This window comes from Vibrio sp. 1402 (assembly GCF_033340275.1).
Window position 1 is genome coordinate 44144 of the sequence record NZ_JAWOWE010000008.1, and the last position, 26237, is coordinate 70380.

At 44.2% G+C, this 26237-nt stretch carries 24 protein-coding genes; 17 read left to right on the top strand and 7 right to left on the bottom strand.

What is annotated here, in order from left to right; translation table 11 throughout:
* The first annotated feature begins 349 nt into the window (after positions 1-349).
* The 10 genes from pflB to R7044_RS15860 all read left to right on the top strand — a co-directional run bounded on the left by pflB (position 350) and on the right by R7044_RS15860 (position 11008).
* The gene (gene pflB, locus R7044_RS15815) at positions 350-2647 is read left to right on the top strand and encodes a formate C-acetyltransferase (protein ID WP_225455675.1); all 2298 of its coding nucleotides are present in this window, start codon (positions 350-352) and stop codon (positions 2645-2647) included.
* A 305-nt stretch (positions 2648-2952) separates the two neighbouring features.
* Positions 2953-3531: an electron transport complex subunit RsxA gene (gene rsxA / locus R7044_RS15820; protein ID WP_005380762.1), complete on the top strand. Its 579-nt coding sequence runs from the start codon at positions 2953-2955 to the stop codon at positions 3529-3531.
* Positions 3532-3534: 3 nt separating this feature from the next.
* Entirely contained in the window at positions 3535-4131 is a 597-nt protein-coding gene (gene rsxB, locus R7044_RS15825) for an electron transport complex subunit RsxB (RefSeq protein WP_005380760.1), read from the top strand.
* A gap of 8 nt (positions 4132-4139) precedes the next feature.
* A complete protein-coding gene (gene rsxC / locus R7044_RS15830) occupies positions 4140-6890 on the top strand; it encodes an electron transport complex subunit RsxC (protein ID WP_225455676.1) in 2751 nt (916 codons plus the stop codon).
* Positions 6890-7936, top strand: coding sequence for an electron transport complex subunit RsxD (gene rsxD / locus R7044_RS15835; RefSeq protein WP_005390256.1), 1047 nt, complete (start codon positions 6890-6892; stop codon positions 7934-7936). The genes rsxC and rsxD overlap by 1 nt, the downstream gene beginning before the upstream one ends.
* Before the next feature lie 7 nt (positions 7937-7943).
* Entirely contained in the window at positions 7944-8576 is a 633-nt protein-coding gene (rsxG, locus tag R7044_RS15840; protein ID WP_005380747.1) for an electron transport complex subunit RsxG, read from the top strand.
* Positions 8576-9268, top strand: a complete 693-nt coding sequence (locus R7044_RS15845; RefSeq protein ID WP_054867993.1) for an electron transport complex subunit E — start codon at positions 8576-8578, stop codon at positions 9266-9268. The genes rsxG and R7044_RS15845 overlap by 1 nt, the downstream gene beginning before the upstream one ends.
* Positions 9269-9332: 64 nt before the next feature.
* Positions 9333-9974, top strand: a complete 642-nt coding sequence (nth, locus tag R7044_RS15850) for an endonuclease III (protein WP_005380743.1) — start codon at positions 9333-9335, stop codon at positions 9972-9974.
* A 32-nt stretch (positions 9975-10006) separates the two neighbouring features.
* Positions 10007-10423, top strand: coding sequence for a lactoylglutathione lyase (gene gloA / locus R7044_RS15855; protein WP_005380739.1), 417 nt, complete (start codon positions 10007-10009; stop codon positions 10421-10423).
* 150 nt (positions 10424-10573) lie between these two features.
* The gene (locus R7044_RS15860) at positions 10574-11008 is read left to right on the top strand and encodes a DUF2753 domain-containing protein (RefSeq protein ID WP_005384886.1); all 435 of its coding nucleotides are present in this window, start codon (positions 10574-10576) and stop codon (positions 11006-11008) included.
* Between the two features lie 120 nt (positions 11009-11128).
* Here the strand turns inward: R7044_RS15860 and motY are convergent, their stop codons facing one another.
* Positions 11129-12010 carry a flagellar protein MotY gene (motY, locus tag R7044_RS15865; RefSeq protein ID WP_005384887.1) on the bottom strand — a complete coding sequence of 294 codons (882 nt, stop codon included), beginning with the start codon at positions 12008-12010 and terminating at the stop codon, positions 11129-11131.
* Between the two features lie 341 nt (positions 12011-12351).
* Here motY and rnt point away from each other — a divergent pair, with 341 nt between their 5' ends.
* Together rnt and R7044_RS15875 are read left to right on the top strand one after the other, a co-directional pair.
* Positions 12352-12996 carry a ribonuclease T gene (gene rnt, locus R7044_RS15870; protein ID WP_005439693.1) on the top strand — a complete coding sequence of 215 codons (645 nt, stop codon included), beginning with the start codon at positions 12352-12354 and terminating at the stop codon, positions 12994-12996.
* Positions 12997-13024: 28 nt separating this feature from the next.
* On the top strand, positions 13025-14350 hold the full coding sequence (locus tag R7044_RS15875) for a Na+/H+ antiporter family protein (protein ID WP_005444668.1): 1326 nt from the start codon (positions 13025-13027) through the stop codon (positions 14348-14350).
* Positions 14351-14438: 88 nt separating this feature from the next.
* On the opposite strand, the gene R7044_RS15880 is transcribed toward R7044_RS15875, so the two are convergent.
* The 4 genes from R7044_RS15880 to R7044_RS15895 form a co-directional block, all read right to left on the bottom strand.
* On the bottom strand, positions 14439-15068 hold the full coding sequence (locus R7044_RS15880; protein ID WP_205390967.1) for a DsbA family protein: 630 nt from the start codon (positions 15066-15068) through the stop codon (positions 14439-14441).
* A gap of 136 nt (positions 15069-15204) precedes the next feature.
* On the bottom strand, positions 15205-15780 hold the full coding sequence (locus R7044_RS15885) for a hypothetical protein (protein ID WP_017821150.1): 576 nt from the start codon (positions 15778-15780) through the stop codon (positions 15205-15207).
* Positions 15781-15973: 193 nt separating this feature from the next.
* The gene (locus tag R7044_RS15890; protein ID WP_033907341.1) at positions 15974-16549 is read right to left on the bottom strand and encodes a hypothetical protein; all 576 of its coding nucleotides are present in this window, start codon (positions 16547-16549) and stop codon (positions 15974-15976) included.
* 417 nt (positions 16550-16966) lie between these two features.
* Positions 16967-17302: a Grx4 family monothiol glutaredoxin gene (locus R7044_RS15895; RefSeq protein WP_017635833.1), complete on the bottom strand. Its 336-nt coding sequence runs from the start codon at positions 17300-17302 to the stop codon at positions 16967-16969.
* Between the two features lie 285 nt (positions 17303-17587).
* On the opposite strand from R7044_RS15895, the gene sodB reads away from it, so the two are divergent.
* The 3 genes from sodB to R7044_RS15910 all read left to right on the top strand — a co-directional run bounded on the left by sodB (position 17588) and on the right by R7044_RS15910 (position 19708).
* Positions 17588-18172 carry a superoxide dismutase [Fe] gene (sodB, locus tag R7044_RS15900; protein WP_005396533.1) on the top strand — a complete coding sequence of 195 codons (585 nt, stop codon included), beginning with the start codon at positions 17588-17590 and terminating at the stop codon, positions 18170-18172.
* A 154-nt stretch (positions 18173-18326) separates the two neighbouring features.
* Entirely contained in the window at positions 18327-18830 is a 504-nt protein-coding gene (locus R7044_RS15905; RefSeq protein WP_033907342.1) for a VC2046/SO_2500 family protein, read from the top strand.
* A gap of 134 nt (positions 18831-18964) precedes the next feature.
* Positions 18965-19708, top strand: a complete 744-nt coding sequence (locus tag R7044_RS15910; protein WP_005380732.1) for an SDR family oxidoreductase — start codon at positions 18965-18967, stop codon at positions 19706-19708.
* A 143-nt stretch (positions 19709-19851) separates the two neighbouring features.
* Here R7044_RS15910 and adhE read toward each other — a convergent pair whose 3' ends face one another.
* The gene (adhE, locus tag R7044_RS15915) at positions 19852-22554 is read right to left on the bottom strand and encodes a bifunctional acetaldehyde-CoA/alcohol dehydrogenase (RefSeq protein WP_005380731.1); all 2703 of its coding nucleotides are present in this window, start codon (positions 22552-22554) and stop codon (positions 19852-19854) included.
* 650 nt (positions 22555-23204) lie between these two features.
* Between adhE and R7044_RS15920 the strand changes: the two genes are divergently transcribed.
* Together R7044_RS15920 and R7044_RS15925 are read left to right on the top strand one after the other, a co-directional pair.
* Complete coding sequence (locus R7044_RS15920; RefSeq protein WP_005380729.1) at positions 23205-23843, top strand: YchE family NAAT transporter; 639 nt, start codon at positions 23205-23207, stop codon at positions 23841-23843.
* Between the two features lie 35 nt (positions 23844-23878).
* Positions 23879-24742 carry an ion transporter gene (locus tag R7044_RS15925; RefSeq protein WP_005380728.1) on the top strand — a complete coding sequence of 288 codons (864 nt, stop codon included), beginning with the start codon at positions 23879-23881 and terminating at the stop codon, positions 24740-24742.
* Positions 24743-24799: 57 nt separating this feature from the next.
* Here the strand turns inward: R7044_RS15925 and asd are convergent, their stop codons facing one another.
* Positions 24800-25915 (bottom strand): aspartate-semialdehyde dehydrogenase, encoded by a 1116-nt coding sequence (gene asd / locus R7044_RS15930; protein ID WP_005380727.1) that lies wholly within the window; start codon positions 25913-25915, stop codon positions 24800-24802.
* Positions 25916-26237 lie beyond the last annotated feature (322 nt).

Below are 26237 nucleotides of genomic sequence, written 5' to 3' on the forward strand. Positions count from 1 at the left end.
TATAGAAAAGCCGTGTCGCAAGACACGGCTTTTTTTGTATCTTAATCGCCAGGAAATCTAAGCCAATCTAGGCGCCATAAAATCACACCGAAATAAGTTCAAATTACAGAACTCATAACATTGTCATAGATAGTGTTCTCACAGTACCACACATTTAATTCTGTCTCTTTCCTAGCAAAAAAACAATCATAACTAATTGAATCTATTATTAATGCAATTTAATCATTGAAAAAATGAAAAGCATTCATTTTACTCATAATAAATAAATCCATACGATTAAAAGGGTTAAGAATGGTTCCGTCCTACTCGTCGCCTCCATTCTAATTATCAATAACTTAGGGATTTACTTATGACTATTCCGACAACTGACATGCTAGATGCATGGGCTGGATTTACTGCTGGTGAATGGCAAAACTCTGTCAACACTCGTGACTTCATCCAAAAAAACTATACACCCTATGAGGGAGACGAGTCTTTCTTAGCCGAGGTTAGCAAATCCACTTCAGCATTATGGAACCAAGTGCTTGAAGGCATAAAACAAGAAAGCCGCACACACGCCCCTATTGATTTTGACACAGACTTGCCCTCAACAATCACTTCCCACGATGCAGGCTACATCAACAAAGATCTGGAAAAGATCGTTGGCTTACAAACTGATCAACCGCTAAAACGTGCAATCATCGCCAATGGCGGGATTCGCATGGTAAAAAACTCGTGCGAAGTTTATGGCCGCGAACTGGATCCAACGGTTGAAAAGATCTTCACTGAATACCGTAAAACTCACAACAAATCGTGTTTCGACCTTTACACCAAAGAAATTCTAGCCTGTCGTAAATCCGGCATCATCACGGGCCTTCCTGATGCTTATGGCCGTGGTCGTATCATTGGTGACTATCGCCGTCTCGCCCTATACGGTATCGACTTCTTAAAAGCAGACAAAAAAGAACAATACAACTCAACACAAACGTTCTTAGAACAAGGCAACGATCTTGAGAAAACACTTCGTCTGCGCGAAGAAATAGCCGATCAAGTTCAAGCGCTTGAAGACATTCGTCAAATGGGTCTGAAATACGGCATTGATATGTCGCTACCTGCAAAAACTGCACAAGAAGCGATCCAATTTACCTACTTTGGCTACCTAGCGGCGGTTAAATCGCAAAACGGCGCAGCAATGTCACTGGGCCGTACTTCGACTTTCCTAGACGTCTATCTAGAACGCGATATAGCAAACGGTTTGATTGATGAATCACAAGCGCAAGAAATGATTGACCACTTCATCATGAAGCTACGCATGGTTCGCTTCCTACGCACACCAGAATACGATTCATTGTTCTCTGGCGACCCAATCTGGGCAACCGAAGCCATGGCTGGTATGGGCGTTGATGGCCGTACGCTAGTATCTAAAACGACATTCCGGTACTTACATACTCTACATACTATGGGCCCTGCTCCTGAGCCAAACATGACGATTCTTTGGTCAGAGCAATTACCTGAAGCGTTCAAACAATATGCTGCAAAAGTGTCGATTGATACCTCTTCGGTTCAATACGAAAACGACGATCTAATGCGTCCTGATTTCGACAATGACGACTACGCGATTGCCTGTTGTGTGAGCCCGCAGGTTGTTGGTCAGCACATGCAATTCTTTGGTGCACGTGCCAACCTTGCAAAAGCACTGCTTTACACCATCAATGGTGGTATCGATGAAAAATCGAAAGCGCAAGTGGGTCCGGTAGTGGACAAAGTTCAAGATGAAATTCTCGACTTTGACGCTTTGATGCCTCGTTTCGACAATATGTTGGAGTGGCTAGCAACGCAATACGTCACAGCGTTGAACATCATCCATTACTCACATGACCGTTACAGCTACGAAGCATCACTGATGGCACTGATGGATCGCGACGTGCACCGCACGATGGCGTGTGGTATTGCAGGTCTGTCTGTTGTCGCTGACTCTTTGGCGGCAATTAAATACGCGACCGTGAAACCTGTTCGTGATGAAGATGGCATCGCCGTTGATTTTGAAATCGAAGGTGATTATCCAAAATTTGGTAACAACGATGCCCGTGTTGATGACATCGCTTGTGATCTAGTTGAGCGCTTCATGAAGAAAATTCAGAAGATGCACACCTACCGCGAAGCAGTGCCAACTCAATCGATTTTAACAATCACATCTAACGTGGTTTACGGTAAAAAAACGGGTAATACACCTGATGGCCGTCTCGCAGGTATGCCTTTTGGACCGGGTGCAAACCCAATGCACGGTCGTGATGAAAAAGGGGCGGTTGCGTCTCTGGCATCGGTTTCTAAATTACCGTTTGCTTACGCTAAAGATGGTATTTCTTACACTTTCTCAATTGTGCCGAGCGCATTGGGTAAAGATGACTTGAGTCAGAAGAAGAACCTAGCTGCGCTAATGGATGGTTACTTCCATCACGAAGCAAGCAACGAGGGCATTGCGATTGAAGGTGGTCAACACCTTAACGTCAACGTTCTAGACCGAGAGATGTTATTGGATGCGGTTGAACATCCAGAGAAATACCCTCAGTTGACGATTCGAGTGTCTGGTTATGCGGTACGTTTTAACTCTCTAACGACAGAGCAACAGCAAGACGTCATCACTCGTACCTTCACGAATAAGATATAAACACAGTCCATCAAGCACTCAGAAAGTTTAAATAATTAGCTTGTAAATATGCATTGCCCGCCTCTCTTTTCTACCTGGGAGAGGCGGGCTTTTTTTAAAATCACACATTAGATGAAAATTAATAGGTAGTATCCTCTCGCTAACAATACATTCAGCAAACGATTCAATTTCTTATTGATTCATCAAAATAGATCAAATAGACGACTATTTTTCCATCGTGTATGTAAAACCACATCGTTCACTGGTTGTTATTGGTGTCACAAAACACGATAATATCAAGATCGGATTTTAAGAACGTAATAACTATGACCGAATATGTTTTGTTGTTGGTCGGCACTGTGCTGGTGAACAACTTTGTACTGGTGAAGTTTTTGGGCCTATGTCCTTTCATGGGCGTGTCCAAAAAACTGGAAACAGCAATAGGTATGGGCTTAGCGACAACTTTTGTGCTAACGCTCGCGTCAGTGTGTGCGTATTTAGTGGAAAGCTACATCCTTCGTCCACTAGGTATTGAGTACCTTCGAACCATGAGTTTTATTTTGGTGATAGCCGTTGTGGTGCAGTTCACCGAAATGGTTGTGCACAAAACCAGCCCGACGCTTTATCGCTTGCTTGGCATTTTCTTACCGCTGATCACAACAAACTGCGCAGTATTGGGCGTGGCACTTCTTAACATTAATGAAAACCATAACTTTATTGAATCGATCATCTACGGCTTCGGCGCCGCTGTTGGTTTCTCATTGGTGTTGATACTTTTTGCATCCATGCGAGAGCGCATAGCCGCCGCCGACGTTCCTGTACCTTTTAAAGGTGCATCAATAGCAATGATTACAGCAGGTTTAATGTCACTCGCCTTTATGGGCTTTACAGGTTTGGTGAAGTAAGCGATGAGTACGATTTTAATTGCGATTATCGCGTTAGCGGTTCTGGCTGCGATTTTCGGCGCGATACTTGGTTTTGCTTCTATTCGCTTTAAAGTTGAAGCGGACCCTATTGTGGATCAAATCGACGCCATTTTACCGCAAACTCAATGCGGTCAATGTGGCTACCCTGGTTGCCGCCCTTATGCTGAAGCAATTGCAAATGGCGACCACATAAACAAATGTCCACCTGGTGGTCAGGCAACAATCGAAAAGCTCGCCGACTTAATGGGTGTTGAGCCAGAAGAATCTGCGCACGATCTCGACAGCAAAATTCCAACCGTTGCGTTTATTCATGAAGACATGTGTATTGGCTGCACTAAGTGTATTCAGGCGTGTCCGGTGGATGCAATTGTAGGCGGAACAAAGGCGGTCCATACCGTAATCAAAGACGAATGTACGGGCTGTGACTTGTGTGTTGCCCCATGTCCGACTGATTGTATTGAAATGATTCCTGTGGCAACGACCACAGAAAGCTGGAAGTGGCAACTTCACTCCATTCCGGTACTTAACATTACGGATGCTGCCGACAATGCAGCGAACGTGAAAGATTCAATTAAGTAAGGTTTCACATGTTGTCTTTGATTGAACAAATTCGTACAGGCGCGCTTTGGGATTTCCCAGGTGGTGTGCATCCGGCAGAAAATAAAAAGCAGTCCAACAAAACTGAACTCGCTCATGCGGCTATCCCGTCAGAAATTGTATTGCCGCTAAAACAGCACATTGGTAAAGCGGGTAACCTACTGGTTGCCGAAGGTGACTACGTATTAAAAGGTCAGCCATTAACGCAATCGGAGACCGGCTTTACGGTTCCAGTGCATGCTCCAACATCAGGTACGCTCACCGCGATTGAGCCACGAACTGTCGCGCACCCTTCTGGGTTAAGTGAATTGTGCGCTGTCATCACGCCTGATGGTAACGATGCATGGTGTGAAAGAAACCCCGTCGCAGATTACCAACAAGAAACCCCTGACGCACTGATTGATGTTATTCGTCTCGCTGGTATTTCTGGTATGGGTGGCGCAGGCTTCCCTACTGCAAAAAAAATCCAATCAGGTTTTGCTCGTACCGAGATTCTTATCGTTAATGCAGCAGAGTGCGAGCCATACATCACGTCTGATGACAAGCTCATGCAAGAACATGCCGAAGAGCTTATTCAAGGTATCGAAATTGTCGAACATATCCTGACACCAAAGCTCACGATTATTGGCATTGAAGACAACAAACCAGAAGCAATCAAAGCGCTAGAAGCTGCGGCTATAAACAAAGATATCGTTATTCGCGTTATCCCAACTAAATACCCTTCTGGCGGTGAAAAACAGCTGATCAAAATTTTAACCAATAAAGAAGTGCCAAGTGGCGCGATTCCAGCCGATATTGGTATTTTGGTTCAGAATGTTGGTTCTCTTTACGCTATAAAACGCGCAGTCATCGACGGTGAGCCGATGATAAAACGCATCGTGACTCTCACTGGTAAAACCTTCAAACAACCACGCAACGTTTGGGCATTATTAGGGACACCAGTACAAGCACTGTTGGATGAGTTTGGCTATAAAGCAGATAAGAAGTTACAGCGTTTAATTATGGGTGGGCCAATGATGGGCTTTACCCTTCCTCACTCCCAAGTGCCGATTACCAAGACAGCAAACTGTATCCTTGCTCCGACTCGTCGTGAGATCTCTCCGCACCAGTATGAGATGGAATGTATTCGCTGTAGCCAATGTGCCGAAGCATGCCCTGCTTCGCTGCTGCCTCAACAACTGCAATGGCATGCGAAAGCTGAAGAGTATGACAAACTCGAAGAATTAAACTTAAAGGATTGTATCGAGTGCGGCGCTTGTGCGTTTGTATGTCCAAGTGAAATTCCGCTCGTACAGTACTACCGCCAAGCGAAAGCAGAAATTAGAACTAGAACACAAGAAGCGGAAGCTGCAGAGCGAGCAAAACTGCGTTTTGAAGAGAAAAAAGCGCGTATGGAACGCGAAAAAGCAGAACGTGAAAATCGCTTCAAGAAAGCTGCCGATCAACGCCGAAAAGAGATGAAGTCTTCTGGTAGCGATGATGCGATAGCAGCAGCGATCGCACGAGTGAAAGCTCAAAAGACAGAAACCACTGAAAAAGCAGAGCCAGCAGTAAAACCAGCCGTAGCGGCAGCCATTGCCAAAGCGAAGGCTAAACAAGCGGCAGCAGCTAAAGCAGGCTCTAGTGAACCTGATAACTCAGAAATGGCAAAACTGCGCGAAGAACGCAAACGTCTTGCTCGCGAACGTAAAGCGCAAAAAGAACAAGGCGAAACGCCAGACAATAACGCTGATGATAAAAAATCGGCAGTTGCGGCCGCCATCGCCCGAGCTAAAGCGAAAAAAGCACAACAAGAAGATTCAACTGAATCTGTAGAATCGGAAACGTCTGCGCAGCAAGACGGCGATCCGAAAAAAGCCGCGGTTGCTGCTGCCATTGCACGTGCCAAAGCACGTAAAGCGAAGCAAGCAGACTCAACTGAAGCGGAAGAAGCTGACGCACCTGCTGAGCAAACCGACGATCCGAAAAAAGCCGCAGTTGCCGCTGCAATTGCTCGAGCCAAAGCGCGCAAAGCTAAGCAAGCAGACTCAACCGAAGCGGAAGAAGCTGACGCACCGGCCGAGCAAACCGAAGATCCGAAAAAAGCCGCCGTGGCTGCTGCGATTGCACGTGCCAAAGCACGAAAAGCGAAGCAAGCAGACTCAATTGAAGCGGAAGAAGCCGAAGCACCTGCCGAGCAAACCAAAGATCCGAAAAAAGCCGCCGTGGCTGCCGCGATTGCACGTGCCAAAGCACGTAAAGCGAAACAAGCAGACTCAACTGAAGCGGAAGAAGCTAAAGCACCTGCTGAGCAAACCGACGATCCGAAGAAAGCCGCAGTGGCTGCTGCCATTGCACGTGCCAAAGCGCGTAAAGCGAAACAAGCAGACTCAACTGAAGCGGAAGAAGCTGACGCACCTGCCGAGCAAACCGACGATCCGAAGAAAGCCGCGGTTGCCGCAGCAATTGCACGCGCGAAGGCTCGTAAAGCGAAACAAGCAGACTCAACTGAAGCGGAAGAAGCTGAAGCACCTGCCGAGCAAACCGACGATCCGAAAAAAGCCGCCGTGGCTGCTGCCATCGCTCGAGCCAAAGCGCGCAAAGCGAAGCAAGAAACGCAAACAGAGCCTGTTGAAGAAGCAACCTCCGAAGAACCAGAAGTGGATCCGAAGAAAGCCGCGGTTGCCGCAGCAATTGCGCGCGCGAAGGCACGCAAAGCGCAACAAGAAGCTAATAAAAATAATACTGAGGAGAACGAGTAGTGTCGTTTTTTATTGCCAGTTCACCGCATACCCACAGTCGTCGTAGTACGCCAGACTTAATGAAATGGGTGGCACTTTGCGCACTTCCAGGTTTAGTAGCTCAAACCTACTTCTTTGGCTGGGGTACGCTTATTCAGCTGATTTTTGCCATTGCAGTCGCTGTATCCCTTGAAGCCTTAGTCATGATCTGTCGTAAACGCTCACCAATGAGAGCGCTACGTGATAACAGTGCAATAGTTACCGCTTGGTTGTTAGCCGTTGCTATACCACCATGGTCTCCGTGGTGGATTATGGTGATCGGGCTTATTTTTGCGATAGTAATCGCTAAACACCTCTATGGTGGCCTTGGACAAAACTTATTCAACCCTGCAATGGTCGCTTATGTGGTCTTGTTGATCTCTTTCCCAGTACAAATGACGAGTTGGAGTGCACCGACATCACTCATACCTGATCATGTAAATTTTGCAGATACACTCTCTTTAATTTTTACGGGCTATGATTACGACGGCTTATCACTTCAGCAAGTTCGCTCAGGTGTTGACGGCGTGACAATGGCGACACCACTTGATGCATTTAAGACTGGCATTCTTACAGGTGCCACTCCAAGCGAAGTAATGTCGCAGCCAATATTTGATGGCTTAGGTGGTATTGGTTGGCAATGGGTAAACCTTGCTTACCTTCTTGGCGGCATAGTCATGATCAAAAAGCGTATCATCCAATGGTATATTCCAGCAGGTTTCCTTGCGAGTCTGACTCTGTTTAGCCTAGTGTTCACGTTGCTGACGCCAGGGGAAACTGCGTCGCCAGTTTTACACTTGTTATCTGGTGCAACCATGCTTGGCGCATTCTTTATTGCAACCGATCCCGTTTCGGCGTCTACCACCGTCAAAGGACGTTTAATCTTCGGTGCGCTTATTGGTGCTTTGGTCTTTATCATTCGCAGTTGGGGCGGTTTCCCAGATGGTGTTGCATTTGCAGTGTTGCTTGCAAATATGTGTGTGCCACTGATCGATTACTACACCAAACCTAGAACTTACGGTCACTGAGGTAAACATGTTAACCGCTATTAGAAAAAATGGTCTGACACTCGCGATATTTGCATGTGCAACAACCGGATTAGTCGCCCTTACTCAGTACCTAACAAAAGACCAAATCAAGGTACAAGAGCAAAAACAATTACTTTCTGTTTTGAATCAAGTCATTCCAGAAAACATGCATGACAACGCACTCACGCAAGCTTGTACAATGGTCACGTCTCCAGATCTGGGGACATTACGTGCGATGCCAGCCTACCTCGCCACGAAGAATGGTGAACCAACAGCAATCGCAATAGAATCTATCGCGCCAGATGGCTACAATGGTGAGATAAAAGTGATTACTGGGATTGATAATCAGGGCAATATTTTGGGGACACGCGTCCTAAACCACCAAGAAACCCCTGGTCTGGGCGATAAAATCGATCTTCGTGTCACCGACTGGATCCTGAGCTTTACAGGAAAACAAGTCACGGAAAACAATTGGAATTCGTGGAAAGTTCGTAAAGATGGCGGCGATTTCGATCAATTTACTGGTGCAACGATCACGCCAAGAGCCGTCGTAAAAGTGGTGCGAAATACCGTTAACTACGTAAACCAATCTCGTGAAGACATTCTTAGCCAGCCGTTAGGCTGTGAAGGAGAGCAGTAATGAATGAGAATAAATTACTGATGAAAAACGGTATGTGGAGTAATAACCCCGCTCTCGTACAACTGCTGGGCTTATGTCCACTGCTAGCGGTTTCTTCCACGATAACCAATGCATTAGGTCTTGGTATTGCAACCTTACTCGTGCTAGTTGGATCCAACGTAACAGTTTCTCTTATCCGTAACTATGTGCCAAAAGAGATCCGTATACCTGTATTCGTTATGATCATTGCCTCACTCGTTACCTGCGTTCAGTTGTTAATGAATGCCTATGCGTACGGTTTGTACCTGTCTCTAGGTATCTTTATTCCTCTGATTGTAACGAACTGCATTATTATTGGCCGAGCAGAAGCTTACGCGTCAAAAAATGATGTTGCACCCGCTGCGCTAGATGGTTTGTGGATGGGCCTTGGTATGACGAGCGTCTTGGTTGTTTTAGGTGCCATGCGCGAATTAATTGGTAATGGCACACTATTCGACGGAGCAGACCTTCTCCTAGGAGACTGGGCTTCAGCTCTACGGATTCAAGTTTTCCAATTTGACAACAGCTTTCTGCTAGCGCTTCTTCCACCCGGTGCATTTATCGGTGTTGGTCTGTTGATAGCGCTTAAAAATGTCATCGATAATTCAGTCCAGGCACGTCAACCTAAAGAAGAAAAACCAACCATAGAACGTGCTCGCGTCACCAACGCATAACAAGATAAGGCTCTGTCATAGGAGCCTTTTTCATAAACCGCAGAGACGGTATTGGAAGTCAGCAATGAACAAAATAAAAAGAATCGAAATTCTTGAGCGATTACGAGAAAACAATCCGAATCCTCAAACTGAGCTTAACTGGAGCTCCCCTTTTGAACTGCTAATCGCGGTATTACTATCAGCGCAAGCAACCGATGTAAGTGTCAATAAAGCCACCGACAAGCTTTTCCCTGTCGCTAATACACCACAAAGTATTCTCGATTTGGGAGTCGATGGCTTAAAAGAATACATAAAGACCATCGGTTTGTTTAACTCAAAGGCAGAAAACACAATCAAGACTTGTAAGATCTTGTTGGAAAAACACAATGGTGAAGTTCCTGAAGATCGTGCCGCGTTAGAAGCGCTACCAGGCGTAGGTCGCAAGACCGCAAACGTCGTGCTCAACACCGCTTTTGGTTGGCCAACTATTGCCGTCGATACGCACATTTATCGCGTGTCGAATCGCACTAAATTTGCGATGGGAAAAACGGTTGATGATGTCGAGCAGAAGCTATTAAAAGTTGTGCCAAAAGAGTTCAAACTCGATGTGCACCACTGGCTCATTCTTCATGGTCGTTATACGTGCGTAGCAAGAAAGCCTCGCTGCGGTAGCTGTATTATCGAAGATTTGTGCGAATATAAAGAGAAAGTATACCCAGATAGCTAATGCTATTTGTAAATCAAAGCTAGGAGCAAAAAATGTCAAACGGTCGAATTCTCCACACTATGCTTCGCGTAGGTGATCTAGACAAATCCATCAAGTTTTACACTGAAGTTATGGGCATGCAGCTGCTTCGTACTAACGAAAATAAAGAGTACGAATACACGCTAGCGTTTCTTGGTTATGGTGACGAATCCCAAGGTGCAGTGATCGAACTGACTTACAACTGGGGTAAAACTGAGTATGACTTAGGTACCGCTTTTGGTCATATCGCCATTGGTGTTGACGATATCTACACAACTTGCGACGCTATCAAAGCGGCGGGCGGTAATGTGACGCGTGAGCCAGGTCCAGTAAAAGGCGGAAGCACGCACATTGCATTCGTAAAAGACCCAGATGGTTATATGATTGAGCTTATTCAAAACAAGCAAGCTTCAGCAGGTCTTGAAGGCTAAGCGGCACTTCTAATAATCACTTGTACTGCAAGTTGAACTCCGATTACAGGCAGGTCTGCGATCTGCCTGTCCTTTTATAAACAAAACTCTTTACTTGATAATAGTTATCGTTTAGATTTATCCGCAACTTCGATATGCGGGATTACGATAATGATCAGTGAATGGGAAAAACACACACTTCTAGCCGATACGGCACTTCAACTAGATGACCCTGTTCGCAGCATTCTTCATTACCAGCAAGCCCTAAGCCTGAGTGAAGATATCAGCGAATGTGTGGAAATTGAGGCGGACGAGCGATTATTAATTTCTGTGATTTCTTGTCATAACTTAGCTCAGTTCTGGCGTTGGGCTGGAGATACTGACTATGAACTCAAATACCTTCAACTGGCCTCTGAAAAGGTCTTAACACTTATCCCACAATGCCCAAATAAAGAGTGTGCAAGCTTTATCGACTCGATAGGATGCTGTACTAAGGCGTTGATAGACTTTATGAAGCGTCACCCTAATCCGGCTATTGCCAAACAGGTTGAAAAAATCGATACCGCCACCAATTGCGAAGTCATTGCCAAATTCCGCTTAAACTAACATTCAAATTATACAGCAGGAATCACCGAAACGTGCTTGGCAAAATACCACTAAAATATTATTAACAACGTCAGTAAATCAAAAACGCCGAAGCTTTCAGCTTCGGCGTTTTTATAAGCATCACACTTGGGTTCGCCCTAGAGATATCACGACTCGGCGGTTTTTGTCTTTTCCTATTGGCGAACCGTTATCTGCAATAGGACGACGCTTGCCGTACCCTTGCACTTGAATTCGATCTTCCGGTAGCCCTAGAGACTGAAAGTAATCACGAAGTGACTCTGCACGTCGCTCTGATAAACTTTGACTCGCACTTTTACCATCGGTTGAATCTGTGTACGTCGCCACCAGCACGAGATCGATATCTTGATTATGTCGGATATAATCTGCAATTTGTGATAAACGCTTTTTAGAAGCCTTGGTTAACTGATCACCTTGTCTTTCGTAGTGCAAAATCGTAAAAGCAATGTCCTCGAAACTGTATTTCAATAAGTTGGAAATACAATCGCTAAACGCGTTGTACTTGTTTTGAAATAGTACTGATGACAATGCGACTTCAATTCTCTGATCTCGGCTCTGCCAATCTTGGTAACTAAAAGTCGGATAACGGCCTTTTTCCAGCTCAGACAAAATGCCCCATGCTGTTTGCCCTCCGACATAACCATCAAACTGTTTAAAAAACTTTAGGTTTGTAATTCGATCGGCGTGTTCACCTGGTCGCCAAGGTGGCGGCATAGAAATGAGACTGACGTTACGTGTTTCTCCCATCGGACGACGCATTTTTAACTCAAAGTCTAAATTAATTTTTTTATTCGCACGAGATGAAAACACCGCATCTCCAAAGCTTGGAATGGGGTGTACAAGCTGACATTCTAATGGTGTATTGACCACCATTTCCCATTGAGATTGCTGTGGAGTTGCAGCATAACGTTTGCCCATCAAAGCGAAGCTGCTTGTGCTAAACAACGAAAATACAACACCACTGGTAATCAGCCATTTCTTCATCTAATACTGTCTCTTAAACGGCAGTCTGTTGCCGTCAATTTGCATCAATAAAACCACCTCAACCGGCATGCAAAAATCTCGCCAATATAGGGCTATCTGTCACACTGACATTAATGTGAGCCACCGTGTTCCAATCACCTTAACCGCCACTTAGCGTTTTACTTCCTCATGTTTTATCGGTTTACACGATGCAAAGTATGGCGAATGAACGTCTACATAATATGCAATACAAACTTATTGATTGGATGCAAAATAGAATTCCGGTTTTCTCTTAAATTGCGGTTTTTCTCATCGGTAGAATCTGCAATAATGCAGCCTTCGTCACACAAATATAAGCCAACATGACAATAGAAAATGAAGCTCTGACCCTGAAAAAACGTTTTCGTGGTTATTTTCCAGTGGTAGTTGATGTTGAGACCGCAGGTTTCAATGCTCAAACTGATGCACTTTTAGAAATCTGCGCCGTTACCCTTAGCATGGATGAAAATGGCGATTTGCATCCTGCCTCGACCATTCATTTTCATATCGAACCTTTCGAAGGCGCGAACTTAGAAAAAGAAGCCCTTGAATTCAATGGTATTCGTGACCCATTCAGCCCTTTACGTGGAGCAGTTTCAGAACAAGAAGCACTCAAAGAAATCTACAAGCTGATCCGTAAAGAGCAAAAAGCGGCCGATTGTTCACGCGCCATCATGGTGGCACACAACGCTGCTTTCGACTTAAGTTTTGTTAATGCAGCTAACGAGCGCTGCAAACTAAAAAGAGTCCCTTTCCATCCATTTGCCACTTTTGATACCGCAACATTAAGTGGGCTTGCTTATGGTCAAACTGTTCTCGCTAAAGCATGTAAAGCTGCAGGGATGGAATTCGACAATCGTGAGGCACATTCTGCCCTTTACGATACACAACAAACTGCAGAGTTATTCTGTGGCATCGTCAACAAATGGAAGGCCCTAGGCGGTTGGCCTCTTGTCGACGAAGAATAATAAATAAACACAACATATTAGGAAAAGTATGAATCCTGTCGTTATATCTGTGTGCGTCATGCTCGTGTTAGCATTGATGCGCGTAAACGTGGTGGTTGCCCTCACGTTTAGTGCCATCGTTGGTGGCCTTGTTGCAGGCATGAGCCTTGGGGATACGGTTGCTGCATTCGAAAGTGGTCTGGGTGGCGGTGCGACTATCGCGCTGAGCTACGCAATGCTAGGTACTTTCGCTGTTGCGATTTCTCGTTCTGGCATCACTGACCTTCTGGCAAAAAGCGTTATCAAACGCCTAAATGGTAAAGAGAGCTCTGCGTCGACTACAGGTCTAAAATACGCAGTATTGGTTGCTCTTGTACTTGTTACCATGTCATCTCAAAACGTGATTCCGGTACATATCGCCTTCATTCCAATTTTGATTCCACCTCTTTTGGGCGTATTCGCTAAGCTGAAGCTGGACCGTCGTTTGGTTGCTTGTGTGCTTACCTTTGGTTTGATCACGCCATACATGGTTCTACCAATCGGTTTTGGTGGCATCTTCCTAAACAACATCCTATTGAAGAACTTGCATGACAATGGTCTAACAGACGTTGTGGCAAGCCAAGTACCGACAGCAATGCTGTTGCCGGGCGCAGGTATGTTGTTTGGTCTTCTAACTGCGATCTTCTTTAGCTACCGTAAACCTCGTGAATACAAAGAGACTGAGCTGACCGTTGTTCAAGAATCTGAAGAGAAGCTAAACAAAAAGCATATCGTGGTTGCAGGCTTAGGTATTCTTGCTGCGCTAAGCGTACAGCTATACACGGGCTCAATGATCATCGGTGCACTAGCAGGCTTCATGGTGTTCACTTTCGGTGGTGTTATCGCATGGAAAGAAACGCACGACGTGTTCACTAAAGGTGTACACATGATGGCAATGATTGGCTTCATCATGATTGCGGCGGCAGGTTTCGCTGCAGTAATGAAGCAAACTGGCGGTGTTGAGACGCTTGTACAATCGCTATCAACCAGCATCGGTGACAACAAGCCTCTTGCAGCACTACTAATGCTTATCGTTGGTCTGTTGGTAACAATGGGTATCGGCTCATCGTTCTCTACGATTCCAATCCTTGCAACTATCTATGTGCCGCTTTCGCTAGCATTTGGTTTCTCACCGATGGCGACAATCGCACTAGTAGGTACAGCAGCAGCTCTAGGTGACGCGGGTTCTCCTGCTTCTGACTCAACGTTAGGTCCAACATCGGGTCTAAACGCCGATGGTCAGCACGAGCACATTTGGGAAACCGTAGTACCAACATTTATCCACTACAACATCCCTCTGATCATCTTCGGTTGGATTGCTGCAATGGTGCTGTAATCGCGTCATTAAATGGATACAATTCGTTACGAAAAAGCCGCTCATTGAGCGGCTTTTTGTTGTTTTGGCTTTGAAAACCGGTTTCGGATTATTGCGCTGGCATGTTGTCGATAATGCGCTCGCGAATCAGCTTCAACGTGTTTTCTGTCGACACATAATCCACTTCAATCGGGAAGTAAGCGTCGTTAATTTGCAGTACCAAACTCGGGTAAGAATTTACACCAAGACTCTTAGCAAGGCTCAATTGATCTTCGAACACACCTTCTAAGAAAGAGCCATCCATGTCATTCTTGAATTGCTGAACATTCAAGCCAATTTCTCTCGCTAGTTGCAAGTGAGTGGCTTCTTCATGAGGAGGCATCGCACGTAAGTAATACGCATGCTGAATCGCTTCTAGCATCTGCTCATAAGAGTCTTGAAAGCCCGCTGCAATAACCGCACGACAAGATTGGTAAGTGCTTCTAACTGGCGTACAAAGCTTCCAGAAATCGTAGTTAAACTTAGTGCCTAACTGGCGCTCAATCTGCTTCCAAATACCTTCGAGTTTTTGTTGCATCTCGGGCGGCATCGGTAAATTAGTATCTGGCGCAAGACCACCAACCACATACTCAAACTGAATCACACCTGGCAGTTGCTGTTTTAGTTTATCCAGCGTTGGTTTGTAACCCCAACACCAACTGCACATTGGGTCATGCACGTAGTAAAGCTTTATATCCACTTTAATAATTAAACCTTTAAAATCATCTCAAAATCTCAGAGTAATTATACAGTCTCATAAGTTGAAAAACTGCTTTATCTTAATAATTCGCTCTAAAGCCAGTCTATACGAGGCGTGTTAAGTTTCATTGTAGATCTTAGGTTAGATAAACAAGTCTGTCAGCTGAGAACTCTAGCCCACCTAGCTCATTTTGTTCGCACAAACTCTTAAAATGTTCAGTACAATACAGAAAGCTCGCTCCTAGCATCTTTGACTTGAAAACAACCTTTTCTGCAACGTCGCTTTCATTAAATACTAACACCTCTACACCTGCTAAGCTGCCATATTCAATTTTTTGGACGCACTTATCTTCATCTTCTTGCCCAAACTCCAACGGTGTATACAGGTACCATTCCTCTTCTTTATAGCGAATCGATAAGAACTCGCCTACTTTGCTCAATGGCTCTTTTAAAGATGCATAAGCTTTAGGGCAAAGCACTAAGAAAACCCGTAACCATAAACTGATATCAGGAAGTAATGAGTCTTTCTTGAGAACATCTTCAAACTCAATATCTACCTCACCCCATATACTTTTGAAAGAAAAGTTTTCTAATGGCTGCACAAAGATTTTTTCTATTAAATCCATGTCACCTAACTGCCTAGCTACAGAACTAGGCGTAGTGCTCACGATTTTATATTCATTGTGACAGTCGAAAATTTTATAAACCGTCATTAATCTATCAACTCCTCATGTTTTACTACCAAGTGCTACCTATGGGTAAGTTACTTTTCAAATCATTTTTCATGAAGGAAACAGGCCTAAAAAAGCTGCGTTTTAGAGGAGAAAGCTAATTTTCTCGTCGACCATTACAGTGCTTACAAACCTCAAAATCAGAGAAATAGTATTTTCATATTAATAAAAATCACTAATTAAATGGATCTGTCAAATTAGAAGAAAACATGATGCCATTGAGCTGATTTTGTTCACACAAAGCCTTAAACTTATCTGTACAGTACAAGGTGCCCGCTCCTTCTAACCGAGACTTGAAAACCATTTTGTCTTTAACATCATCGTCAATAAAAACAAGGGTATCTAACCCATCTCGGCTCCCATATGCGATTTTTTCTACACACTTTCTCTTGTTTTCCTGTCCAAAAGTCAGTGATGCATATAAATACCATTGCCCACCTTGGTAGTTAGCAGGTAAAAACTCCCCGTGTTCACTTAGATAAGCATTCAATATTTCATATGCCCTCGGAGATAAAACAAGGTATGTTCGCGCCCATAAACTAATATCAGGCAATAGAGAATTGTACTTAAATACATCTTGAAACTTTACCTCCACAGGCTTCCAAATATCTTGCAGAGATTGGTTTTTAATAGCCTGTAATAAGATCCTCTCAAAATAGTCGAAGTCACCTAACTGGCTAGCGATTTCATCGGGACCAGAGCAGACCGTTTGAAATTCTCTTAAATTATCTATTATCTTGTAAACTGTCATAATTCTCCCAAAACTTGGTTCTTAGCGTCCAATGCTGATTTATGATGGGGCTTACTCTTCGAGTGCATTTTGTGCCGAAATAAGTTGGCCTAAAAATTCTGGGGAGTTAAATTGCCTTTAGTGTAATTCCTTAACCAAATACCATTTGTAGCAACTCCCTTATCAAAGACGTGTAAGCAATGATGTTTGAAAACGACTTTACGAAATAGATGGCAGCATACATCGTAATTACACGCCAATATACATCAAAATTCATACTGGAATTTTTGTATACACTAGGCGGGATTAACATGGCTTCGCGAGGTTTACGAGATAGGCAGTTAGAACAAAGCTTTATGTTCATTCCACTAACCTAAAAAGAAAAAGGAGCCAGTACGGCTCCTTCGTATTCTATCGCTAAATGTGAGTATTTACGAATTACTCAGCTTGATCTTCAGCGCGCGCTGCTGCTTCTTTGATTAGAGGCTGCAGTTCACCTTTTTGGAACATTTCTAGAATAATGTCACAACCGCCGATAAGCTCACCTTCAACCCATAGTTGAGGGAAAGTTGGCCATTGCGCGTACTTTGGTAACTCAGCACGGATATCTGGGTTTTGCAGAATGTCTACGTAAGCGAACTTCTCACCACATGCCATTAGTGCCTGTGACGCTTGAGAAGAGAAACCACAGCTAGGTAGTTTCGGTGATCCTTTCATGTACAGCAGGATTGAGTTTTCAGAGATCTGCTGTTTGATTTTGTCGATAGTTTCCATCGCTTCCTCATTCATGGGTTTGAACTTTATTTATTTGCCACATTCTACTCAATAACGACAGAATAAAAACCATATAATTAATAAGGCTTAATTTTAGGTTGCTCATTGGCGAGCAATGCAGCACTTCACCACTGCTAACCTCTTAAAATATTTTCATATCGGGGTTTTAATAAAGTAAAAACTTGCTAAAATACTTAGCAAGTCAGCCTTAAAGGCGACATAGCTATAAAAAAACACTAGAAGCAATCGAAAGGTCATCCTTTCAAATCAATGGAGAATCGAGTAATGGCATTTGAACTACCAGCTCTTCCTTACGCGAAAGACGCACTAGAACCACACATCTCAGCAGAGACTCTAGACTACCACCACGGTAAGCACCACAACACTTACGTTGTTAAGCTTAACGGTCTTATCCCTGGTACTGAGTTCGAAGGCAAAACTCTAGAAGAGATCATCAAGACTTCTACTGGTGGCGTATTCAACAACGCAGCGCAAATCTGGAACCACACGTTCTACTGGCACTGTCTTGCTCCAAATGCGGGCGGCGAGCCAACTGGCGCAGTTGCAGACGCAATCAACGCAGCATTCGGTTCTTTTGAAGAATTCAAAGCGAAGTTTACTGATTCAGCAATCAACAACTTCGGTTCTTCATGGACTTGGCTTGTTAAGAAAGCTGATGGCTCTCTAGAGATCGTTAACACTTCTAACGCTGCTACTCCTCTAACAGAAGAAGGTACAACACCACTTCTAACTGTTGACCTATGGGAACACGCGTACTACATCGATTACCGCAACGTACGTCCTGATTACATGAACGGCTTCTGGGCTCTAGTAAACTGGGACTTCGTAGCTGAGAACCTAGCGAAGTAATATACTTCCCCCTAAGTTCAATTTAGTCTTATTCAAAAGCTCGCTATTTAGCGGGCTTTTTTGTTTCGCCTTCCCTAGCACCTTTAAATAATTCCCTCTTTTACTAAAGTTCTTCTTATTCACGCCGTTAAAAGAGCATCGAGCGAGGAACATCATGCAAATTCATACGTTAGACAAAGCTGCAATTATCAACGAACTTCAGTTCGGTAATGGTATTAACCATGCCGTACACGAAGGTCGTCGTGCGGATTTCTCGCTGATTCTGTCTATGTTCTCTAATGATGTTCGCGATGTGGTCCCAGTTGAAGAGGTCCAGGAAGTCATCACCAGTGACAGTATTCTTCGCCAACAATTGGGTTTATCGCAACCTCAAGCTCTTCGTTCTGATAGCAGCAGCTATGAACTCGCAGCTGAACAAGCGAAACAGTTTCACGATGCAGGATTGCCTTCCGCAAAGCTGAGCCATTACCTAAAACCAGATGCGCTGACTTACCTGCCTGAAGACACATTCAACCTACCAGAGGAGGTTTATCACAACCTATCTGGTCATGAGCGACGCAGATTGGGCGAACGCAACAAACAACTGATCCCAGATGCTGGGCTATATAATCAGCTAGTGACGGCTCAACGTCAGCATCAAATTCAAGCTAAAGCATAGAGATCCGCTTTTTATCCAATAGCTTGCAATACCTACACGTCAGAAATGTGACATCTTACAAATTACCGCACAATAGTCCTCACTCGAAAGCGTTAGTTTGAAGCCTTTCACACTGAACCCAACGAATTTCAACCATGCTATTAGCACAAACCACTGGTGTATTGTTTTTCACATATGGATACAGTGAAGGTGCTATGGATATCAAAGAATCAATTATTCTCGTCACGTCTGCAGGTTCGGTTATAGGAAGAACCTGTGCAAATCACTTTGCTCACCTTGGAGCAACGTTGATTCTTTGTGACCAAAATTCTAGCGCTTTGAGAGCGAGCTATGAGCAAATCAGCGCTTTCACTGACAAAGTGTATGCTATGAATGTGTGTAGTGATAACACAACGTCCATTAACTTATTGTTTGACCAGATAGAATCACAGCTACGTGCGACACCAGATGTGATTGTTAATTGCTGGACCAGCTCCCCTATGCCTGGCTTAATGGCGCCAGAACCAATGAGTACTTACATTGATCACTTGTCGTCTGCGGCACGCTTCCTTTATACCTACGGCCAAGTAGGAGCAGAGCGCTTTCGAGCCAGAAACAAGAAAGGCGTCATTGTTAACGTCATTTCTCATGACAACCATGAAGACTTTACGGGAGTTGAAAGCATGGCGGCGTTGGTGTCAGGTTTTACTCACAGCTGGGCAAAAGAACTCACACCATTCAACATTCGAGTGGGCGGCGTTATTCCCTCGGTAAATCATACAAAAGAAGAGCTCAACGAGAGGCACTGGGCTGAGATCCAAGACGAACTAGTCCGCAACACAGCATACATCGTCGCGAATGAATACTTCAGTGGCCGAGTAGTTGCGACCGAAGTGTAAGCATACACAGCAACTCTGTTTTCCCAAGCCAGATGTAAATCCTGCACCAAAATAAAAAAAGCCCCAGTCATTTGACTGAGGCTTTAACCTTTTCCCGATTAAGGTTCCGTGCTAGCGAAAACCTTGCTCACTCGATTTTTTAATTACGCGTCAGCTTTTTCTTTCTTTGCTTTAGGTGCTGCTTTTGCTGCTTCTTGGTCTGCTTTCTTCTTGATAACAGTTGTACCTTCGAAAGTTTCGCCTTCAACAAATGCTTTACCGTAGTAAGAAGCCATCAACACATCTTTAAGTTCGCTGATTAGAGGGTAACGTGGGTTCGCACCAGTACATTGGTCATCGAACGCTTCTACCGCTAGCTCATCCAGTTTCGCTACGAAATCTGATTCAGCAACACCTGCCGCTTGGATAGACATTGGGATGTCTAGGTTAACTTTTAGTTCATCCAACCATGCTAGTAGACGTTCAATCTTCTGAGCAGTACGGTCACCTTCTTGGCTTAGGCCTAGGTGGTCAGCAACTTCAGCGTAACGACGACGTGCTTGTGGACGGTCGTATTGAGAGAACGCAGTTTGTTTAGTTGGATTGTCGTTCGCGTTGTAACGTACCACGTTAGAGATAAGTAGTGCGTTAGCTAGGCCGTGTGGCAAGTGGAACTCAGCACCCAGTTTGTGAGCCATTGAGTGACAAACACCTAGGAATGCGTTCGCAAATGCAACACCAGCGATAGTAGCTGCGTTGTGTACTTTCTCACGAGCGATTGGGTCATTTGCACCGTTCGCATAGCTTGATGGTAGGTACTCTTTTAGCATCTTAAGTGCTTGAAGAGCTTGGCCATCTGAGTATTCGTTAGCAAGAACAGAAACGTAAGCTTCTAGAGCGTGAGTTACGGCATCGTAACCACCAAATGCTGTTAGAGACTTAGGCATGTTCATTACTAGGTTCGCATCAACGATTGCCATGTTTGGCGTGATTTCGTAGTCAGCTAGTGGGTATTTCGCACCAGTCTTGTCGTCAGTAACAACCGCGAATGGAGTAACTTCTGAACCAGTACCTGAAGTTGTAGTGATACATACAAGCTCAGCTTTTTTACCCATTTTAGGGAACTTGTAGATACGTTTACGGATGTCCATAAAGCGCATTGCTAGTTCTTCAAAGTGAGTTTCTGGGTGCTCGTACATTACCCACATGATTTTCGCTGCATCCATTGGTGAACCACCGCCTAGCGCTAGGATAACGTCAGGTTGGTAGCTAGCCATTTGAGCCGCACCTTTTTCTACTACAGACAGTGTTGGGTCAGCTTCAACATCGAAGAATGTTTGAACTTCCATGCCTTGAGCTTTTAGTAGGCTTACTACGTCATCTGCGTAACCGTTGTTGAATAGGAAACGGTCAGTTACTAGGAATGCACGTTTCTTACCTTCTAGGTCGCCCAGTGCGATTGGAAGGCTACCACGACGGAAGTAGATTGACTTAGGTAGTTTATGCCACAACATGTTTTCAGCTCGCTTCGCTACAGTTTTCTTGTTGATTAGGTGTTTAGGACCTACGTTCTCAGAGATAGAGTTACCACCCCAAGAACCACAACCTAGCGTTAGAGATGGCGCAACGTTGAAGTTGTACAAGTCACCGATACCGCCGTGAGTAGTCGGGATGTTGATTAGGATACGAGCTGTCTTCATCTTGTCACCGAAGTAACGGATACGGTCAGCGTTAGTATCTTGGTTAGTGTAAAGACCAGATGTGTGGCCGATACCACCAATCTCAACCATAGTTACCGCTTGAGCAACCGCGTCTTCGAAGTTGTCAGCACGGAATAGACCTAGAGTTGGAGATAGTTTCTCGTGAGCGAATGCGTCATCGTGAGATACTTTGCCCAGACCTTCACCAACAAGAACTTTAGTGTCTGCTGGAACTTTAACGCCTGCCATTTCAGCGATTGCTGCTGCTGGCTGACCTACGATTTTCGCGTTTAGCGCGCCATCGATAAGAAGCACTTTACGAACTTTATCAGCTTCTGCTTTGCTTAGGACATAAGCTTTGTGAGAAGCAAAACGCTCTTTCACTTCGTCGTATACTTCATCAACTACGATTGCAGCTTGCTCAGAAGCACATACTACCCCGTTGTCGAAAGTCTTAGACATAAGGATAGAAGCAACAGCACGTTTGATGTCTGCTGTTTCATCGATAACAACCGGCACGTTACCTGCACCTACACCGATTGCTGGCTTACCAGAAGAGTATGCTGCTTTAACCATGCCTGGACCACCAGTTGCAAGGATAAGCGCGATGTCATCGTGTTTCATTAGAGCGTTTGAAAGCTCAACAGAAGGCTGGTCGATCCAACCGATGATGTCTTTTGGTGCGCCTGCTGCTACTGCTGCATCTAGAACGAGTTTAGCTGCATCGTTAGTTGAGTTTTTCGCACGTGGATGTGGTGAGAAGATGATACCGTTACGAGTCTTCAAAGAGATTAGAGATTTGAAGATCGCTGTAGAAGTTGGGTTAGTCGTTGGTACGATACCGCAGATGATGCCTACAGGCTCAGCGATAGTCATAGTACCTAGGTTGTCATCCTCTTCTAAGATGCCACACGTTTGTTCGTCTTTGTATTTGTTGTAGATAAACTCAGAAGCAAAGTGGTTCTTGATTACTTTATCTTCAACAATACCCATACCAGATTCTTCTACCGCTTGTTGAGCTAGCGGGATACGGGCCTGGTTAGCTGCAAGCGATGCTGCACGAAAGATTTTATCTACTTGCTCTTGAGAGTAAGTAGCGAACTCTTCTTGCGCTTTCTTAACGCGAGCAACCATTGCATCTAGTTCAGCCATATTAGTTACAGGCATAGGGAATCTCCTAAAATTAACAAATATTAAAAACTTTTTACTAAGGCTATTACTTATCGTTTTTACTGTTTATCAGTCACTTAGAAAACAAACGTCTTAGTAAATTGCTTTCAGGACTGAGTATAATATTTCAGAGTGTGAAAAAAATTGACTTGGATCAGTTCTCACCACCTAAATACTACCAAAGTGGTGCCTCATCACACCAAAATGACATAAATCACTGATAAACAAATAAATTAACTTTCATTTTTTATTGAGTAAAAAAGAAGCAAATGGACAAATAAATAAAAGAAACTACAACAACCTGTAAAAAAGTTTCATTTTTGACCAACAAAATTACATGTAGGCCCAATTCTTTGTGCTACTGAGAGTATATCGAACCGAATACATCTCTCTACAAACCACCTTGGTTTTTATCAAAAATGTGCGAATGTTAACGTTTATGTAAAACAGTGCAATTTATCAGCAACTTTATACGTAACATTTCCTTTCCAGATTAGATACAGTTTATTAAAGAATTAGTTTTTCTCACTTAAATGGCAGGGAATGCGTTAGTTTTTTTCATTTCTTACAACCTAACTTTTGCCTTACATTACGCCCAAATTACCCCTTCTCCTTTTCACTAATGTGAACTTTGATGAGTACGCAACATGCAAACTTTTGAACTTGCTATCTTCTTGCAGTTTTTTCTCGGTTTGGTCGCCGCAGTAAACCCTGTTGGTATCATGCCTGTGTTTGTGTCACTAACCGGGCATATGACACCAGACGAAAAGCGCAATACGGCAACAACAGCAAATGTGGCTGTTGCGATCATCCTGATCATTTCGCTTTTTGCTGGTCAGTTACTGTTAGACATGTTCAGTATTTCTCTGGATTCGTTTCGTGTCGCTGGCGGGTTGCTATTACTTAGCATCGCATTCTCGATGATGAGCGGTAAACTGGGGGAAGATAAGCAGAACAAACAAGAGAAAACGGAATACGTCAGTCGTGAACAGATTGGTGTGGTCCCTCTTGCAATGCCTTTAATGGCAGGTCCTGGTGCAATCAGTTCGACTATTGTTTATGGTGCACGCTACCCAAGCATGTTCGATACCGTGGGCATTAGTATTACGATTGGTTTGTTCTGCCTTTGTTCATGGCTATTATTCCGCTCTGCCCCATTGATCGTACGATTTTTAGGTCAAACTGGAATCAACGTCATTACTCGTATCATGGGTTTGATATTGGGCGCGCTTGGCATAGAGTTCATTGCGAATGGCTTACGCAACTTATTTCCAGGATTAGCCTGAGTTTCTATAAAATTGTATGATAGAGCGATTCAACAATGGATCGCTTTGTCATGACGACTGACTCTCTTAAACATACTCTATATGTCACCATTTTTGGTACTCATACCAAAGCTGGTAAAACGTTCGATATTGCTCTCATTATCGCGATCATCAGTTCGTTAATCGTACTGGTGTTAGATTCGATACCCTCCGTTCGGGCCGAGTGGGAAAAAGAGCTGAAGTTTATTGAATACACATTTACTGGCCTATTCACGATTGAATACCTTCTAAGGCTTTATTGCTCTCCTAAACCTGCCGCCTACGCAAAGAGTTTTTATGGTGTCGTCGATTTACTTGCGATTTTGCCCACCTATTTAGCACTCTTCTTCCCATCCGCTTCGTTTATGGGTGTGATCAGGGCGCTGCGAGTGATGCGAATATTCCGCATACTCAAGTTAGTCCGATACCTCCAAGAGTCCAATATCCTCTTACGTTCACTGCTTATGGCGCGCAGAAAGATTTTTATCTTCTTTAGTTCCGTCGCCATTATGGTAACGATTTTCGGCTCATTGATTTTTATCATTGAAGGACCTGAAAACGGATTTACTAGCATTCCTAAGAGTATTTATTGGGCGATCGTGACCATCACAACGGTTGGGTATGGTGACTTGGTCCCTCAAACAGACCTAGGTAAAGGGCTTGCATCACTCACCATGTTACTGGGTTATTCCATTTTGGCGGTACCTACAGGTATTTTCACTGCCGAACTGCACCAAGAGATGCAATCGCACAAAGTATTGGTGAAATGCCCAAACTGCTCCCACGCAGGGCACGACTCTGACGCAATTTACTGTAAACATTGTGGTAGTGAACTGGCCGATCCAGACAAAAGAGTCGTTCGAACGGAAGACGACGCATGAAAAAAGAGCTCCCTACGGAGCTCTTTTATTTTGTCATCAAATAAAGGATTGATGTGATTATGCTTTCTCAGACAGAATAATTCTCAGAGTACGACGCAATGGCTCCGCAGCACCCCAAAGCAGTTGGTCACCAACAGTGAAAGCATTTAGGAAATCATCACCCATTGCCATCTTACGTAGACGACCCACTGGTACAGACATTGTGCCCGTAACTTTTGCCGGCGTTAGCTCTTGAGCAGTGATGTCACGGTCGTTAGGAATCACTTTCACCCAATCGTTATGAGTGGCGATGATTTCTTCGATTTCGTCCATTGGTACATTTTGTTTAAGCTTGATAGTAAGTGCTTGAGAGTGACAACGCATCGCGCCAATACGCACACAAGTACCGTCAATTGGAACAGGTGAACTTTGAGAACCCAAAATTTTATTCGCCTCAGCGCCCGCTTTCCACTCTTCTTTACTCTGACCATTATCGCGCTTCACATCGATCCATGGGATCAACGAACCAGCTAGTGGCACACCGAATTTATCGGTAGGGAAAGAGCCGCTGCGCATTGTATCCGCGACTTTCTTATCAATATCTAGGATAGAGCTTGATGGGTTTGCAAGTTCAGAGCTCACAGAGTCATTGATAACGCCCATTTGCGAGATCAATTCACGCATATTTTGCGCACCGGCACCAGATGCGGCTTGGTAAGTCATTGCGCTTGTCCACTCAACAAGGCCTTTCTCAAATAGACCACCTAGCCCCATTAGCATTAAACTAACCGTACAGTTACCACCGACAAATGTGTTCGTGCCACCGTGGATGCCTTGTTGGATTTGCTTTAAGTTCACTGGATCAAGTGTGATGATCGAATCTTCAGCCATACGTAGCGTAGAGGCCGCATCAATCCAGTAGCCTTTCCAACCAGCCTGACGAAGTGCAGGGAAAACTTTTTCTGTGTAGCTACCACCTTGACAGGTGATTACCGCATCAAGCTGTTTTAAGCTTTCAATATCATACGCGTCTTGCAGTAAGCCTGCGTCTTTTCCTAAGTTAGGAGCAGGAATACCAACTTGAGAAGTACTGTAGAATACTGGTTCGATTAGGTCGAAGTCTTTCTCTTCAACCATACGCTGCATAAGGACTGAACCAACCATACCGCGCCAACCAACTAAACCAACTCTCATCGTATTAACTCTCCATGTATTAAAAAACCTACCCCATAGTTAATTTTTCACAGCAAAATCTCAACCCCTATTTTGTAAATAAGCGCGTTTTTTAACCTTTTCCTCTGAAAAACCGGGTTACACGAGATTTTTTAGTGTTTGGTTTGCGGTTTTAACCATTTTTCAAGTAGGGAAAGCACTTTAGTCCCCTAATTGGTCTTACCACTCAATGAGAAATAACACATGAAGCACAATAATTTCACATTACACAACATTTAAAACCAAAAAAGTTAAAACAAACTAACAGTTAATTTCACAAGCAAACGTTTTTACCGACGAACAT

Coding starts and splice junctions, on each gene's coding strand:
- pflB (WP_225455675.1), top strand. CDS start 350: ATGACTATTCCGACAACTGACATGCTAGATGCATGGGCTGGATTTACT.
- rsxA (WP_005380762.1), top strand. CDS start 2,953: ATGACCGAATATGTTTTGTTGTTGGTCGGCACTGTGCTGGTGAACAAC.
- rsxB (WP_005380760.1), top strand. CDS start 3,535: ATGAGTACGATTTTAATTGCGATTATCGCGTTAGCGGTTCTGGCTGCG.
- rsxC (WP_225455676.1), top strand. CDS start 4,140: ATGTTGTCTTTGATTGAACAAATTCGTACAGGCGCGCTTTGGGATTTC.
- rsxG (WP_005380747.1), top strand. CDS start 7,944: ATGTTAACCGCTATTAGAAAAAATGGTCTGACACTCGCGATATTTGCA.
- R7044_RS15845 (WP_054867993.1), top strand. CDS start 8,576: ATGAATGAGAATAAATTACTGATGAAAAACGGTATGTGGAGTAATAAC.
- nth (WP_005380743.1), top strand. CDS start 9,333: ATGAACAAAATAAAAAGAATCGAAATTCTTGAGCGATTACGAGAAAAC.
- gloA (WP_005380739.1), top strand. CDS start 10,007: ATGTCAAACGGTCGAATTCTCCACACTATGCTTCGCGTAGGTGATCTA.
- R7044_RS15860 (WP_005384886.1), top strand. CDS start 10,574: ATGATCAGTGAATGGGAAAAACACACACTTCTAGCCGATACGGCACTT.
- motY (WP_005384887.1), bottom strand. CDS start 12,010: ATGAAGAAATGGCTGATTACCAGTGGTGTTGTATTTTCGTTGTTTAGC.
- rnt (WP_005439693.1), top strand. CDS start 12,352: ATGACAATAGAAAATGAAGCTCTGACCCTGAAAAAACGTTTTCGTGGT.
- R7044_RS15875 (WP_005444668.1), top strand. CDS start 13,025: ATGAATCCTGTCGTTATATCTGTGTGCGTCATGCTCGTGTTAGCATTG.
- R7044_RS15885 (WP_017821150.1), bottom strand. CDS start 15,780: ATGACGGTTTATAAAATTTTCGACTGTCACAATGAATATAAAATCGTG.
- R7044_RS15890 (WP_033907341.1), bottom strand. CDS start 16,549: ATGACAGTTTACAAGATAATAGATAATTTAAGAGAATTTCAAACGGTC.
- R7044_RS15895 (WP_017635833.1), bottom strand. CDS start 17,302: ATGGAAACTATCGACAAAATCAAACAGCAGATCTCTGAAAACTCAATC.
- sodB (WP_005396533.1), top strand. CDS start 17,588: ATGGCATTTGAACTACCAGCTCTTCCTTACGCGAAAGACGCACTAGAA.
- R7044_RS15905 (WP_033907342.1), top strand. CDS start 18,327: ATGCAAATTCATACGTTAGACAAAGCTGCAATTATCAACGAACTTCAG.
- R7044_RS15910 (WP_005380732.1), top strand. CDS start 18,965: ATGCTATTAGCACAAACCACTGGTGTATTGTTTTTCACATATGGATAC.
- adhE (WP_005380731.1), bottom strand. CDS start 22,554: ATGCCTGTAACTAATATGGCTGAACTAGATGCAATGGTTGCTCGCGTT.
- R7044_RS15920 (WP_005380729.1), top strand. CDS start 23,205: ATGCAAACTTTTGAACTTGCTATCTTCTTGCAGTTTTTTCTCGGTTTG.
- R7044_RS15925 (WP_005380728.1), top strand. CDS start 23,879: ATGGATCGCTTTGTCATGACGACTGACTCTCTTAAACATACTCTATAT.
- asd (WP_005380727.1), bottom strand. CDS start 25,915: ATGAGAGTTGGTTTAGTTGGTTGGCGCGGTATGGTTGGTTCAGTCCTT.